The sequence below is a fragment of the Microbacterium sp. IO18 genome (genome assembly GCF_049099505.1).
Lineage (GTDB): Bacteria > Actinomycetota > Actinomycetes > Actinomycetales > Microbacteriaceae > Microbacterium > Microbacterium aurugineum.
Genome location: NZ_JBMJAF010000001.1, coordinates 2,314,742 through 2,329,335, shown reverse-complemented (window position 1 = coordinate 2,329,335; position 14,594 = coordinate 2,314,742). Strand labels below are relative to the sequence as shown.

12 protein-coding genes are annotated in these 14,594 nt (G+C 67.7%); 7 read left to right on the top strand and 5 right to left on the bottom strand.

The features are described from left to right. Positions 1-36: 36 nt before the first annotated feature. From ACLF6J_RS11095 to ACLF6J_RS11080, 4 genes are all read right to left on the bottom strand, one after another. Positions 37-1,971 carry an MSCRAMM family protein gene (locus tag ACLF6J_RS11095; RefSeq protein ID WP_134352574.1) on the bottom strand — a complete coding sequence of 645 codons (1,935 nt, stop codon included), beginning with the start codon at positions 1,969-1,971 and terminating at the stop codon, positions 37-39. A gap of 10 nt (positions 1,972-1,981) precedes the next feature. Further along, positions 1,982-2,134 (bottom strand): hypothetical protein, encoded by a 153-nt coding sequence (locus ACLF6J_RS11090; protein WP_166804674.1) that lies wholly within the window; start codon positions 2,132-2,134, stop codon positions 1,982-1,984. 169 nt (positions 2,135-2,303) lie between these two features. Then, a complete protein-coding gene (locus ACLF6J_RS11085) occupies positions 2,304-3,359 on the bottom strand; it encodes an LLM class flavin-dependent oxidoreductase (RefSeq protein WP_131491663.1) in 1,056 nt (351 codons plus the stop codon). A gap of 28 nt (positions 3,360-3,387) precedes the next feature. Next, positions 3,388-4,899, bottom strand: coding sequence for a DUF7059 domain-containing protein (locus ACLF6J_RS11080; RefSeq protein WP_134352575.1), 1,512 nt, complete (start codon positions 4,897-4,899; stop codon positions 3,388-3,390). A gap of 95 nt (positions 4,900-4,994) precedes the next feature. Between ACLF6J_RS11080 and ACLF6J_RS11075 the strand changes: the two genes are divergently transcribed. The 4 genes from ACLF6J_RS11075 to trxA all read left to right on the top strand — a co-directional run bounded on the left by ACLF6J_RS11075 (position 4,995) and on the right by trxA (position 10,197). After that, positions 4,995-7,127 (top strand): DUF6049 family protein, encoded by a 2,133-nt coding sequence (locus ACLF6J_RS11075; RefSeq protein WP_134352576.1) that lies wholly within the window; start codon positions 4,995-4,997, stop codon positions 7,125-7,127. After that, positions 7,120-8,736, top strand: a complete 1,617-nt coding sequence (murJ, locus tag ACLF6J_RS11070) for a murein biosynthesis integral membrane protein MurJ (protein WP_134352577.1) — start codon at positions 7,120-7,122, stop codon at positions 8,734-8,736. Before ACLF6J_RS11075 ends, murJ begins: the two co-directional genes overlap by 8 nt. 92 nt (positions 8,737-8,828) lie before the next feature. After that, positions 8,829-9,809 carry a thioredoxin-disulfide reductase gene (trxB, locus tag ACLF6J_RS11065; RefSeq protein ID WP_134352578.1) on the top strand — a complete coding sequence of 327 codons (981 nt, stop codon included), beginning with the start codon at positions 8,829-8,831 and terminating at the stop codon, positions 9,807-9,809. A 64-nt stretch (positions 9,810-9,873) separates the two neighbouring features. Continuing rightward, positions 9,874-10,197, top strand: coding sequence for a thioredoxin (gene trxA / locus ACLF6J_RS11060; RefSeq protein ID WP_047522319.1), 324 nt, complete (start codon positions 9,874-9,876; stop codon positions 10,195-10,197). Between the two features lie 73 nt (positions 10,198-10,270). Here trxA and ACLF6J_RS11055 read toward each other — a convergent pair whose 3' ends face one another. Beyond that, on the bottom strand, positions 10,271-11,137 hold the full coding sequence (locus tag ACLF6J_RS11055) for a MurR/RpiR family transcriptional regulator (protein WP_047522321.1): 867 nt from the start codon (positions 11,135-11,137) through the stop codon (positions 10,271-10,273). Positions 11,138-11,367: 230 nt separating this feature from the next. Here ACLF6J_RS11055 and ACLF6J_RS11050 point away from each other — a divergent pair, with 230 nt between their 5' ends. From ACLF6J_RS11050 to ACLF6J_RS11040, 3 genes are read left to right on the top strand one after another with little or no spacing between them, the layout of a single operon-like run. After that, on the top strand, positions 11,368-12,654 hold the full coding sequence (locus ACLF6J_RS11050) for an ABC transporter substrate-binding protein (RefSeq protein ID WP_131491659.1): 1,287 nt from the start codon (positions 11,368-11,370) through the stop codon (positions 12,652-12,654). 58 nt (positions 12,655-12,712) lie between these two features. Beyond that, the gene (locus tag ACLF6J_RS11045) at positions 12,713-13,672 is read left to right on the top strand and encodes a carbohydrate ABC transporter permease (RefSeq protein ID WP_134352579.1); all 960 of its coding nucleotides are present in this window, start codon (positions 12,713-12,715) and stop codon (positions 13,670-13,672) included. Continuing rightward, positions 13,672-14,589 carry a carbohydrate ABC transporter permease gene (locus ACLF6J_RS11040; RefSeq protein WP_047522327.1) on the top strand — a complete coding sequence of 306 codons (918 nt, stop codon included), beginning with the start codon at positions 13,672-13,674 and terminating at the stop codon, positions 14,587-14,589. Before ACLF6J_RS11045 ends, ACLF6J_RS11040 begins: the two co-directional genes overlap by 1 nt. Positions 14,590-14,594: the final 5 nt, after the last annotated feature.

Sequence of the window (14,594 nt, the reverse complement as noted above, 5' to 3'; positions counted from 1 at the left end):
GCCGTTCTCGGCGTCCGGCGCGGGCGACGGACGGGGTCAGTCCCGCGAGCGACGACGGCGCGCGACGATCAGGAGGACGACGCCCAGGAGCGCGACAGCAGCACCAACGGCTGCCCAGGCGAAGGTCTCAGGTCCCAGTCCGGTGGCGGGGAGCGCACCGTTGCCGCCCCCGTTGGCGGGCGGGTCCGTCGGATCCGGCGGCACCACGACGGCGTCGACCGCGACCGTGAAGTCCTGCTCCCCGACGACCTCGCCGGCGGCGGTGATCACGACCGTGCGGGTGGCCGCTCCGACCACCGAGCTGCCCGGCGGCGACACGACCGTGAGCGTATAAGTGCCGGGAGGCAGAGCACCGAGCCCGAACGTGCCGTCCGCTTCGGAGGTCAACCGCTGTGGCACCCCCGGTCCGGTCACGGTCACGGTCACACCGGCGACGGGCGCGCCACCCGGGTCGCGCACGGTGCCGTCGATCGCGCCGAGTCGCGCCAGCTGGAAGTCCACGTTGGCGAGGTCGGTGGCGGCCACCTGCTCGTTCCTGGTGACCGGTGACGTCGCGACGAAACCGCCGGGGGTCGTTATGGTGATCTCGTAGTCGCCCGCGGCCAGGCGGGGGAAGCTGTAGGTGCCCGTGGCATCCGTCACGCGGGTGAGGGTCACGCCTCCCGGGCCTACCGCGGTCACGGTCACGCCCGCCACACCGACCCCGTTCGACCGGACGACGCCGCTCAGATCGGGGTTCTCGGCGAGCCGGAAGTCCACGTCCGTGATCGGCACCTCGCTGCCGGAGGGCACGACGACCGGGTCCGGTGCGAGGTCGATCGTGTACCCAGCCGGCGTCGTGATCGTCGCGGTGTGCGTTCCGACCATGACCTGGTCGAACAGGTACCGCCCATCCGCGTCGGTGGTCGTGGTCTGCCCGGCGATCGTCACGGGAACGCCGGCGATCGGCGCGCCCGTGGTATCGGTGACGCGGCCCGACACGGCGACGGGGACGACGTTGCGCAGCGCGAAGTCCGCGACCGCGTCGCCGGTGCTCAGGTTCACCGGCACGGTGGTGGCTCCGACTGGGATCTTTCCTGCGGGCGGGGTGATGCGCACCGTGTAGCCGTCGGCGGCGACGTAGCCGGGGAAGGAGTAGGTGCCGTCGGCGGCGGTGGTCGTGGTTCCCACCACCGCGCCGTTCGCATCGGTCAGCGTGAGCGTGATCCCGGGCACCGGTGCCCCGGTGTCGAGCACGGTGCCGGTGATGTCCTGCGCGATCGACGCGAACCAGGTCTGGTAGACGGGGAATCCCGACCGGCGGGTGAAGATGAGACTGAGCGAGCTGATCGGCGTACTCGGCTCGAACCAGGCGGCGGCGCCGTTGGTGTCGACGGCTCCCGCGTTGCCGGTGAGGGTGAGGGTCGTCGCATCCCAGGTCGGGACGTCGTCGGCCGCGCCGGTGCACGACGGCTTGCCGACGATGCCGGGAGCACAGTAGTTGAACCGATCTCTGAGCCCGATCTCAGTCGCGTCGAGCACGTGCCCGTCGGGGGCGACTGCGTGGATCCGCACGACGTCGGCGTCGATGTCGCCCACCGCGAACGCCCACCCCGACGTCGGTGTCGGCGTTGCGAACGAGTACGTCGTCGTGGACGGGCTCGTCGCGTTGTCTGCGCGGGGGCGCAGGTTCAGGTACGGGTGGTCCCTGCTCGAACCGTACTTCGCTCCGATCGCCGTGCCCTCGGAGAGCCAGGTCGAGGCGCCGCTGATGACGCCGACCTGTCCGGCACGCGAGTCGCTGGTGACCGATGCGGTGATGGCGGGCTTCGCCGCCACCTGGACCGTCGTCGTGAACGCGCCGCCGGTGCCGGTGAGCGGCTGCCACGTGGCCCATGATCCGACCGTGGCCGCTGATGCGGGGAGCGCGCCGACCAGGACCGCGATGAGGACGATGGCTCCGCCGAGGATGCCTTTGCGAGGCGCACGCATGGCGTTCAGGCTACTGGTATCCCGGTGCTCCGGGAAGTGGATTTCTCCCCGCTGACCACTCGCGTCCGCGCGACGAAGTCATGCGGTCCGCGCCGATCCTCTGGAACACGACGAACGCGACGTACACGACGAGGAGCACGTCGGCGACGATCAGGACGGTCATCAACCGCTTGCCGAGGGCCGCCTGCCGCGACGACGATTCGCCGACGCAGAGATAGATGCAGCGCCAGCGGGCGCACCCCGAACCTCGGCCGACGAGGCGCCGAGCGAGAGGGCATGGCCTCAGTCGATCCGAGGCCATGCCCTCCGGGTCGGCGGGTGCGTGCGCCTGCTCAGACCGGGTCGCCCTGCACCGGCCCGTCGGTGTTCGGCCTCCAGCCGAGCGCAGGCGCCACGTGCGTCGCGAAGGCTTCCAGCACGTGCAGGTTGTACTCCGGGCCGAGCTGGTTGGGGATCGTGAGCAGCAGGGTGTCCGCGGCCATCACGGCCTCGTCCTGCTTCAGCTGTGCGATGAGCACGTCCGGCTCGGCGGCATACGTCTTCCCGAAGGTCGAGCGGAATCCGTCGATCACACCGATCTGGTCAGCGTTCTCCTCGCTGCGCAGCCCGAAGTAGGCCCGATCCATGTCGGACACGAGCGGGAACACGCTGCGGCTCACGGAGACCCGCGGTCGCCCGGTGTGACCGGCTTCCTTGTAGGCCGAACGGAACAGCTCGATCTGTTCGCGCTGCAGTTCGTGGAAGGGCTGGCCCGTCGCTTCGGTCACGAGGGTCGAACTCATCATGTTGAGCCCCTTGCGTCCCGTCTCCACGGCGGTCGAACGAGAGCCCGATCCCCACCAGATGTGGTCACGGAGCGTCGGCGACTGTGGTTCGATCTGCAGATACCGACCCGCTCCCACCATCCTGGGGTCACCGGGGGCGAGACCCTCGCCGTCGATCGCCCGAAGGAAGAGGTCGAACTTCTCCCGCGCCAGCACGCTGCCGCGCTCCGTGTCCTCCTCGTCGACGTAGCCGAACGTCTCGTAGCCGCGAAGCGCGGTCTCGGGTGAACCTCGGCTCACTCCGAGCGCGATCCGTCCATCGGCGATCAGGTCGAGCGCTGCCGCTTCCTCGGCGAACTGGAACGGGTTCTCGTAGCGCATGTCGATCACACCGGTGCCGACCTCGATGCGCTTCGTGCGCGCCGCCATCGCGGAGAGCAGCGGCATGGGGGACGCGGCCTGGCGCGCCCAGTGGTGCACGCGCACCGAGGCACCGTTCACTCCGATCTCGTCGGCGCCTTCGGCGATCTCGATCGTCTGCTTGAGCATGTCGCCCGCTGTGCGGGTCGCCGATCCGGGGACATCGGCGTAGTGACCGAAAGAGAGGAATCCGAAAGCCTTCATGATCTATTCCAACGCATGTATTCGGGTTCTATTCCCCCGGCAGCATGATGCCGTCGAGGATCAGGGCACGGATGCGGGGTTCGAGGTCCGCCCACAGCTCGGCCAAAGGCACGTCGAACAGGTCCGCCAGCGCCGCCACGATCTGTCCCACGGTGAGTTCACCGTCACAGGCCCCGACGAATCCGGCGAGCGCGGGGTCGACCGCGATGGTGCGACTGAATCCCCCGCCCTGACGCAGCTCGATCACGCTCGGGTCGTCGTTGCCGGGCAGCAGGTGCCGCGCCTCGGTGACGTCGGCGGCGACCATCAGAGTCGCCGGCATCCCCTGGGTGAGCACATCGTGGGCGGCGAGCCCCGTCGCCAGTGCCGCACCGACGTTCGAGACATGCTGGCCGATCTTCTCGGTCCGTCGCAGCGGGTCGCCCGATGACCCCCGGCGCATCAGGACGTAGCCGAAGCCGATGGAGGTCACACCGCGGGCCGCGAAGTCATCGAGCCACGCGGTGAGCAGCGGGGTGAACCCGGGATCGCGCGGGGTCGTGCCACCGTCACGGATCCACAGCTCGGCGTACCCGAGGGGCGAGAGCTCTTCGCGTTCGATCACCCACAGGTCGAGCTCGGCCGGCACCCACGCCTCCAGGCGGACGAGGCCCCCGACTCCCGCCTTGGACTCCCAGTTCCCCAGCAGCTGGACGATGCCGTTCTCCGTGAGGAATGTCGGGGCCGTGCGCACGAACTGCTCGACCAGCGCGTCTCCGACCAGTCCGCCGTCGCGGTATTCGTACGCGGGAACCCCGTCGACGCGCGGGGTGATCACGAACGGCGGATTCGAGACGATCAGGTCGAACGCCTCCCCCGCGACCGGCTCGAACATGCTCCCCTGGCGGAACTCGATGTTGGCGACTCCGTTGAGGTGCGCGTTGAGCTCGGCGAAGGCGAGGGCGCGCGCGGAGATGTCGGTCGCGATGACCCTGCCCGCCCGACGCGCGACCAGGAGCGCCTGGATACCGCACCCGGTCCCGAGGTCGAGCGCGCGATCCACCTCGATCGGGACGATGGTCTCGGCGAGGGTTCGGGACGCGCCGCCGACACCGAGGACGTGATCGTCGGGCAGCGCTCCGTCGAGCGCCACCTCGTCGAGGTCGCTCGCGATCCACCACTCCCCCACACCATCCGCATCGACGAACGACTGCGGTCGCAGCAGTGCCGTGGGCGTCACGGTGTCGGCATCGACGGTCGCGAGGCGGAGGGCGACGAGCCCATCCACCCCGAGGTGCGGGAGCGCGGCGGCCACGGGCTCCCGCGGCTGGGCCATCCCGAGCACGAAGAGGCGTCCGAGAGTGGCGAGCGCACCGGTGTCGCCGGCGATCGCGCGCAGGATCGGCTCCCTCATCCCTCGCGCCAGGGCATCGTCCGCCTCTTCTCCCCAGAGTCGCCGAAGCGGCTCGGAACGGAGGTCCGCAGCATCGAGATCCGCTGCGAGAGCGGCGCTGTGGAGCGGGTCGGGAACGGGTGCGAGGGTGTCGGACACGGCCGTCACTCTACGCGTCTTCAGGCTTCTCCTTCATATGGCCTCCTAGAATCAGGAGGTCAGTACTCACGGGCAGCTCTCTCCGGCGCTCGAGGAAGACCTCCATGACCGCGATCACCCCCGAAACCGGCCTCCGTGCGCGCCTGCATCGGCTCGCAGGCAGGGCCGCGGTTTTCGCGATCGCAGCGGGCACCTGTGCCCTGGGTGCGCCGGGCGCCGCTTTCGCCGCGGACCAGGCCCCGAAGGACGACGATCAGACCGTCGAGCTGCACGTCTCCGCCGGCATGCGCGGACTCATCGCTCCGGGGTCGTCGACCTCGGCGACGCTCACTCTCGACAACGGCACGGACACGAGGCTCAGCGGTGGACAGGTCGAGGTCGAGGTCAACCGCACGCCCCTGCCCGACGATGCGGCGGTGACGAGCTGGCTCGACGACGGTGAGGCTCCCGGCGAGTTCGCTGCGATCGGGGCCGACGACACCGAGCCGATCGATGCGGGCGCCTCCGCGACGACCACGATCTTCGTGCCCGAAGACACCCTCGGCGACCTCGCCCCCGGCGTGTACCCGCTGCGCGCGGAGCTCACCGGGGCGAAGACCGGCGACGACGCGGCGGCCGAAGCGGACACGACCGCGACGACCGTCCTGATCGTGGCGGACTCGCAGACCACGCAGATCGGCGTCATCGTTCCCCTCACGGCGACACCGGAAGGCGGTGCGCTGCTGACCGCCGAAGAGCTCGCAGAGCTCACCGCCGCCGACGGCGCACTGACCGCCCAGCTCGACGGGATCGCGGGGACGACGGCCGTGATCGCGATCGACCCATCGATCCTCACGGCGATCCGGGTGCTCGGCACGGCCGCTCCTGACAGCGCACGGGAGTGGCTCACGCGGCTCGATGGGCTTCCGAACGCGCGGTTCGCCGTGCAGTTCGGGGATGCGGATGCCACGGCGCAGGCACAGGCGGGGTTGCCCGAGCTGCTCCAGCCGACGACGTTCGCCCCCTTCTTGAACGCCGCGGACTTCCCGCAGACGCCGGAGACGGTCGCCCCCACGGACGGCACGGGCGCAACACCCGGCCCGACTCCCGGTCCCACGGACTCCACCGCGCTCCCGACGGATGAGGAGCTCACCGCGGTCGAGGGTGCGCTGCCGCGAATCCTCTGGCCGCACGATGCGCTGACCGAGACCGACCTGGCCGCGTTCACCGGGTACCTCGGAGAGGGGACGACCACGATCGTTCCCTCGTCGGCGGTCGGTGGACAGAGCGCTGCCCACGCGACCGCGTCGGGCCATGATCTCCTCGTCACCGATGCCACCACCTCCGAGGTGCTGTCAGAAGTGGCCGCCGAGGGTGACAGTGTCGACCGCCAGCGTCTGCTCGCCGAAGCGACGGCCCGGCTCCAGTTCGCTCAAGCTCGTTCCGCCGGCGCTCCCCTGCTCATCGGCTTGGACCGCGATGAGAATCGCCGCGCGGACGCTCTCCGCGACGCGATCTCCGCTGCGGACTCCCTCGGATTCGAGTTCTCCGCGCTCCGGGCGACGACACCCGTCGCGGCGACTCTGACCGCAGAACCCGACACCGCTCGCTCGGCCGCCGTAACGACGCTCCTGGCCGACGAGAGCAAGCTCACCGCCTTCTCGTCCATCCTCGAGGACCCGCAGGTGCTGCTGAGTCCGGAGCGCATCAGGATCCTCCGCACACTCGCCGTCGGGACCTCGGCGAACTCGTTCACGGAGGACCTCGCCGATCATCAGGCACAGACGCGCGCGACGCTGAACGCCGTGAACATCCCGCCGTCCAGCACCATCCAGCTGCTCGCGGCCAACGCCGACCTCCCGATCGCGGTCCGTAACGACCTGCCGTGGCCGGTGACCGTGCAGCTCTTCGTCTCGCCCACTGACCCCCGTCTCGACGTCAAACCCATGACCGAGACGGTCGTGCAGCCCAACTCGACGACGCGGGTGAAGGTTCCGGTGTCGGCACGGGTGGGCAGCGGCGAGGTCGATCTGCGCCTCAGTCTCTACAGCCCCACGGGTGTGCAGATCCAAGGGGATCAGACCGTCCGGGTCGCGGTCCGTGCCGAGTGGGAGACGATCGGCCTCGTGATCTTCGGAGGTCTCGCGGTCCTCCTGATCGCCCTCGGCGTGATCCGCACCATCCGCCGCAAGCGCCGTGAGACAGCGGAGGAAGACGAGGAAGCCGTGGCCTCGGAGCCCGAGGAGAAGCGTGACTAGTCTCGGACGCGCGAGCGCCATCATCGGAGCCGGCACCATGGTCTCCCGCGTCACGGGGCTGCTGCGCAGCATCGTGCTGGTCGGTGTGATCGGCTCGGTGGCCTCCGAAGCAGCGGACGCCTTCACCTACGCGAACCAACTGCCCAACAGCGTGTTCTCCCTGATCTCGGTCGGGGTGCTCACCGCCGTCATCGTGCCGCAGATCGTCAAGGCGACAGCCGATGCCGACGGCGGCAATGCGTTCATCTCGAAGCTCTTCACCCTGGGCACCGTGGTCCTGGTGGTGGTGACGGCCATCGCGACAGCTGCCGCTCCGTGGCTCGTGCATCTCGTGGCCGGCAAGGCCAACGAGGCCACGCTCGCCCTCGCCACCGCGCTCGCGTACTGGTGTCTCCCGCAGATCCTCCTCTACGGCCTGTACGCGATGCTGGGCGAAGCTCTCAACGCGCGCAAGATCTTCGGTCCGTTCACCTGGGCCCCCGTGATCAACAACATCGTCTCAATCGCCGGGTTCATCGCCCTCGGTGCGCTGTTCGCTCCCGTGTCCACGAAGGCCACCGACTGGACGCCCTCGATGATCACCCTGCTCGGCGGCACGGCCACCCTCGGCATCGCGCTCCAGGCCGTCGTGCTGCTGGTGTTCTGGAGACGCACGGGACTCGCCTTGAAGCCCGACTTCCACTGGCGAGGCGTGGGTCTCGGCAATGTCGGACGACTCGCCGGGTGGACGTTCCTGATGGCCTTCGCCAGCCTTTCCGCCGGGGTCCTGCAGGGATACATCGTCAGCGAAGTCGCGGGACTCGGCGCATCTGCGACGGTGACCGCGAACGCCTGGTTGATCTTCATGCTCCCGTACTCGGTGATCGTGCTCTCGATCGGCACGCCCTACTTCACGCAGATCAGCGGGCACGCCGCGGCCGGCCGCCACGACGAGGTCCGCTCGGACATCGCGAGGAGCATCCGCACCTTGCTCTTCTTCATCGTCGCGGCGACGGCGGCGGTCGCTGCCGCGGCGATACCCGCGTCACGTGTCTTCACCGAATCGGCGGCGGACGCACAAGCCGCTGCTCTGGTGCTGATCGCGTACCTCCTCGGTCTCATCCCGCTCACGATCCTGTTCATCGTGCAGCGCACCTTCTATGCGTATGACGACACGCGCACTCCGTTCTGGTTCACGATCATCCAGTGCGCCCTCATCGTGGGAACCGCTCTCATCGCCCTCGGCTTGCGGGAAGCGGACATCATCCCGCTGACTTCCCTCGCCGCCGCTGTCGCACTCGGGCAGTCACTCGCAAGCACCCTGCAGATGATCATCGCCACCTGGCTGCTGCATCGAAAGATCGGTGGCCTGCACGTGCGCTCGTGGATGCTCGCCATCCTCCGTTTCGCGATCGCGGGCGTGCCCGCCGGTCTTGCCGGGTGGGGGACCTTCCTGCTGCTGGGAGGAGTGGACGGCTGGGCCACGTCGGGCGTCATTCCGGGCATCTTCGGCACCGCGATCATCGGCCTCGCCGTGGTCGTGGTCTACGTCGCCATCCTCGCCGCCATGCGGGCCCCGGAACTCAAGGCTGCCGGTGGTCTGGTGCGCAGGTTCCTTCCCGGACGCTGAGCCTCCCGCACTGGGCGGGGGAATGCCTCGCGGTTACCATGGGTTGAAGCACTCGAAGGTCATTCGACTGCAGTTTCTAAGACGGAGAGCACATGCGTCAGGTCATCATCATCGGCTCCGGCCCCGCCGGATTCACGGCTGCCATCTACGCGGCCCGAGCGAACCTCAAGCCGCTGCTCATCGCGAGCTCGGTCGAAGTCGGCGGCGAGCTGATGAACACCACCGAAGTCGAGAACTATCCCGGGTTCCCCGAGGGCATCCAGGGCCCGGAGCTGATGGCGAAGTTCCAGGAGCAGGCGGAGAAGTTCGGCACCGAGGTCGTCTACGACGACGTCACCGAACTGCAGCTCGACGGACCCGTCAAGAAGGTCACCCTCGGCAGCGGTGTCGAGCACGAGGCTCAGTCCGTGATCTATGCGACGGGCTCGGCGTACCGCAAGCTCGGCATCGAGGGAGAAGAGCGCCTGTCCGGTTACGGCGTCTCCTGGTGCGCCACGTGCGACGGGTTCTTCTTCCGCGAGAAGACGATCGCGGTCGTCGGCGGCGGCGACTCGGCGATGGAGGAGGCGACCTTCCTCACGCGTTTCGCGGAGAAGGTCTACGTCATCCACCGCAAGGACACGCTGCGTGCCTCGAAGATCATGCAGGAGCGCGCGTTCGCGAACGAGAAGATCGAGTTCGTGTGGAACAGCGAGGTCGCCGAAGTCCTCGGTGGCGACTCCGTCAGCGGCGTGCAGCTGCGCTCGACGGTCGACGGCACCCTGCGCGACCTGCCGATCGATGGTCTGTTCATCGCGATCGGTAACGACCCGCGCACCCACCTCGTGCACGACAAGCTCGAGTTGACGCCCGAGGGCACGATCTGGGTCGACGGCCGCTCGTCGAAGACCTCCGTGCCCGGTGTGTTCGCCGCGGGTGACGTCATCGACCCCACGTACCGTCAGGCCATCACCGCTGCCGGCACGGGCACGGTCGCCGCCCTCGACGCGGAGCACTTCCTCGCGGACCTCGAGGACGCATCCGTCGAGGTCCCGGCTGCGGAGGCCGCCGAGATCCTCACCGCCTCGGCATAGTCCGGGAACACTTTCCCCTCGTCGGCTGTTGTAGCAGACGAACCTCGAATCAAGGAGATCTCTGATGAGTGCAAAGGCTACGAGCCAGGCGACCTGGGAGCAGGACGTTCTGCAGGCCGACGGTCCCGTGCTGGTGGACTTCTGGGCCGAGTGGTGTGGACCGTGTCGTATGGTCGCGCCGGTCCTGGACGCGATCCAGGCGGACAACCCCGACAAGATCACCATCCTCAAGCTCAACGTCGACGAGAACCCCCAGCTGGCCATGAAGTACCAGATCACGTCGATCCCGGCGATGAAGGTCTTCCAGGGCGGAGAGGTCAAGACGACCATCATCGGCGCCAAGCCGAAGCCCGCGCTCGAGAAGGACCTCGCCGCGTTCATCGGCTGACGTTCTGAGCCGAAAGGGCCGCACCTCCCGGGGAGGTGCGGCCCTTTCTCGTTTTCTGCGCGCTCAGGCCGTGTCAGTCGATGCGGTGCTCGGTCACGGCATCGAAGGTGAGCCGCAGGTTGTCAGCGATGCGGTCGTACTCGGCCTGCACGATCCGCGTGAACAAGAAGTCGAGCACCGTGAGCTGGGCGATGCGACTCGCCATCGCGCCGGAGCGGAACGTCGATTCCGAGACCGCTGTCAGCAACACCAGCGAGGAGGCCTGGGCGAGGGGCGAGCGGGGGTTGTTCGTGATGGCGATCGTGAGCGCACCGGCACGCGCCGCTGTCTCCACAGACTGCACAATCTCGAGCGTGCGCCCCGAGTGGGAGATGGCGATCGCGACGTCGCGATCGTCCAGGAGAGCCGCGCCCGTGAGCGCCAGGTGGAGATCGGTGCGCGCTTGCGCCCAGAATCCCCCTCGATGCAGCTTCTGTTCGAGATCCATCGCGGCGAGCCCGCTGGAGGCCGCGCCGTAGATGTCGATCCGCCGTGCCTCGCGGATCGCGGAGACGCAGCGCTCCAGTTCCTCGACGTCGATCTGTCGGGCCGTCTGCTCGATCGCCGCAGCCTCGGAGAACGCGACTTTGCGCACCGTCGTCGTCGCATCGTCGTCGCGGTCGACATCCGCTCCCGAGACGCGAAAGCGCTCGCGATCCGAAGCGCTGCGGGTCAGTTCCCCGGCGAGCGCGAGCCGCAACTCCGGGTAGCCGACGAATCCGATGCGCTGCGCGAATCGCGCGATGCTCGCCGGAGACGTGCCGCACGCGACGGCGAGCTGGGTGATGGAGGCATCGACGACCGACTGAGGGTGGGCAAGGACGTGATCGCTGATGCGGGCCTCCGTCGCTGTCAGGCCCGATCGTCGCTGGTGGATGGCTGTCACGACGCTGTTCGGCATCCCCTCATGATGTCAGGACTGTTTCGTGTTGAAAACATTTTTTCGACGATGCTTGCGCTTGTGAAAATTATTGTCCAGAGTGGCTAGTGCGCGTCGGGCTTGTGCACGATCCGCCGAACGACAGAGGTGTCCACCGCGCCCCCGCCACACGGGCACATCCAGGTCTCCTCTGTTCCCAGCAGGGGGAGTCGCCATCGCGAGCGGCTCTCACACCATTCGAGAGGAACCTCATGCGACACAAATCGACGCGCTATGCGCTCACCGCCGCCGTTCTCGCCTCGGGCCTCGCCGTGGCCGGCTGTGCTCCGGCATCCTCCGGCGCGGACGGCGGGGGCGAAGATGTCACGCTCAAGATCTGGTCCTGGCAGGCATCGTCCTCTCCCAAGTGGGAGGCCGTGTTCGACGTCTACGAGAAGTCGCACCCTGGAGTGACGGTGGAGTTCGAAGGCTTCCAGCCCACCGAGTACAACCAGATCCTGGCCACCGGTCTCGAAGGCCGCGACGGTCCCGACATCGCCATGCTCCGCGCCTACGGCGGTGTGCAGCCCGCGATCCAGTCCGAGCAGATCGTGCCCATCGACGACATCGTCGACGGGCTGGATCAGTTCGATCCGACGGTCCTGCGCGCCGCCCAGGGCAAGGACGACGGAAAGACCTACGGCGTCCCCTTCGCGTACCAGACGATGCAGATGTTCTACAACAAGACACTGTTCGACGAGAAGGGTCTCGAGGAGCCGACCGACTGGGACGAGTTCATCGACCTTCAGGAGACGCTCCTCGACGAGGGCATCACCCCTATGGCTCTCGGAGCCCGGGAGGACTGGGTGCTGCCGATGTTCCACGACATCGTCGGCTCTGCCCGCTACGGCGGAGCGGACTTCGAGGAGAAGGTGCTCAGCGGAGAGGCCGACTTCACCGACCCCGCCTACGTGTCTTCGCTGCAGATCGTCAAGGACATGCAGAAGTACCTCGACAAGAATGTCAACGCGATCGCGGTCGCCGATGCGGTGCTGCAGTTCACCTCGGGTCAGGCGGCGCAGTGGCCCGGTGGTTCCTTCGACCTGCCGACCTTCCAGAACTCGGCGCCCGACACCGAGTGGGGCGTCTACGAAGTCCCGCCGGCACCGGACAGCGCGCTCGATCACGCCGTGACGCCCGGCTACGCGGACGGAAGCTTCGGGATCAACGCCTCCAGCGACAACCAGGAGGCGGCGACCGAGTTGCTCAACTGGATGACCACCGAGGAGTTCGGTCAGCTCGTCGCCGACGAGGTCGACCAGTTCTCGGCGCTTCCGGGGGTCACCTACTCCGACCCGCTCATGCAGGAGATGAATGAGCAGTACACGGCCAACCCGGCCCCGTACCTGCTCCTCGTCGACTTCCGCTACGGCGACCCCACCGGAACGGCGGTGCTCGGACCGGACATCCAGGCGATGTTCCTCGGAGAGAAGACGCCCGAGCAGCTCGGTAGTGACCTGCAGTCCGGCGTCTCCACCTGGTTCACGCCCGCTTCCTGATCCCCATGTGGTGGGGGTGCCACTCCGGCACCCCCACCACAGAGCGAAGGACACTCCCATGGCTCTGACCCTCTCCCTCCGGCGCCGGAAGACTACGCGCCGCCCCCGCACGGGCATCGCACTGACCACTCCCACCGCGGCGCTGTTCGTACTCCCTGCCGCCGTGTTGTTCGCGGTGCTGATCCTGTATCCGATGCTCGCCGCCCTCAGCTACTCCTTCTTCGACTGGCAGGGAACCCGGCAGGGCGGCTTCGCGGGAGTCGGCAACTACATCACGCTCCTCACGACGGAGCCCTACGCTTCTGAGCTGTGGAACGCGTTCGGCCACAATCTGCTGCTGTTCGGCGGTGCCCTCGTGTTCCAGAACTCCCTTGGCCTCGGCATCGCGACGCTGCTGCACCGGCGCAAACGCACCAAGCGGTTCTTCCAGACGATCTTCGCTCTGCCCTACCTGGTCAGCCCCATGGTCATCGGCTACCTGTGGTCGCTCATGCTGTCGCCACTGTTCGGGCCGGTGAACGCCATCCTCCGGGGCGTGGGACTCGAAAGCCTCGCCCTGCCGTGGCTCGGTGATCCCCAGCTGGCGATCTGGGTCATCGTGCTCGTGAGCGCCTGGCAGTGGATCGGTTTCCCGATCCTGCTCTACGGTGCAGCGCTGGGCGGCATTCCGGAGGAGATCGAAGAGGCGGCGTCTCTCGACGGCGCCACCGCCGGCACGCGCTTCCGCTACATCACCCTGCCGATGCTGACTCCGACGATCGGCATCATCACCGTGCTCACCTTCATCGGGAGCATGGAAGCGATGGCGATCCCGTTCGCCCTGGCCGGATCGAATGGCGCGCCGGCGGGATCCACCGATGTGATGATGCTGCTCTTCTACCGCACGGCCTTCGAGTCGGGGAATCCGAACTCGATCGGTGTCTCCTCCGCGCTCGCCACCGTCCTGTTCATCTTCATCATGGTCATCTCGGTCGTGATCACCTCGACCATGCGTCGCGCCGAACGAAAGCTGTTCTGATGAGCACTGTCCTCGATACCCGCCCCGAGCCCACCACCGAGGCGATCGTCTCCGGCCGTCCCACAGCTCCACGCCGTCGGTCGCAACGCACCTCCGACACCCCTTTCATCGGGAGACTGTTCGCGAACGTCTTCCTGTGGGGCTACGCGCTGATCGCCATCGGTCCGCTGCTGCTGATGGTCAACAACTCGCTGCGCACACAGCAGCAGATCGCGACCGAGCCGCTCGGACTCCCGGTTCCTCCGACGTTCACGAGTTTCCAGAGCGCGTGGATCACGGCGTCCTTCGACACCTACTTCGTCAACTCGATCACCGTCACCGTGGGCTCTGTCATCGTGACCACCGTCGTCTCCGTGCTCGCGGCCTACGCGTTCGCGCGAGCCCGCGCGAAGTTCTTCCGAGGCATCGAGGCGGTGTTCCTGTCGGGGCTGATGCTTCCGGTGCACCTCGCGATCCTGCCGCTGTTCTACCTCCTCGATTCACTCAGGATGACCAGCAACGTCTTCAGCCTGATCCTGGTCTACGGAGCTCTCGGCATCCCGTTCACGACGTTCGTCCTCACGGTGTTCTTCCGCGCGCTGCCGATCGAGCTCGAGGAAGCGGCTCGTATCGACGGTGCGGGTCCGTTCCGGACCTTTGTGCAGATTCTGCTTCCGCTCGTCCGGCCCGCTCTCGCCACGGTCATCGTCTTCCGCTTCGTGCCGGTGTGGAACGACTTCTTCTACCCGCTGATCCTTCTGCGCGACCGCGACTCGTACACCCTGCCCGTGGGGCTCACACGATTCTTCGGCGAGTACTCGACGGACTGGCCGCAGCTCTTCGCCGGCCTGACGATCGCGACGATCCCGCTGGTGGTGCTGTTCTTGCTGGCCACGAAGCAGATCATCAGCGGTCTCACTTCGGGCATGAGCAAGTGATGCCT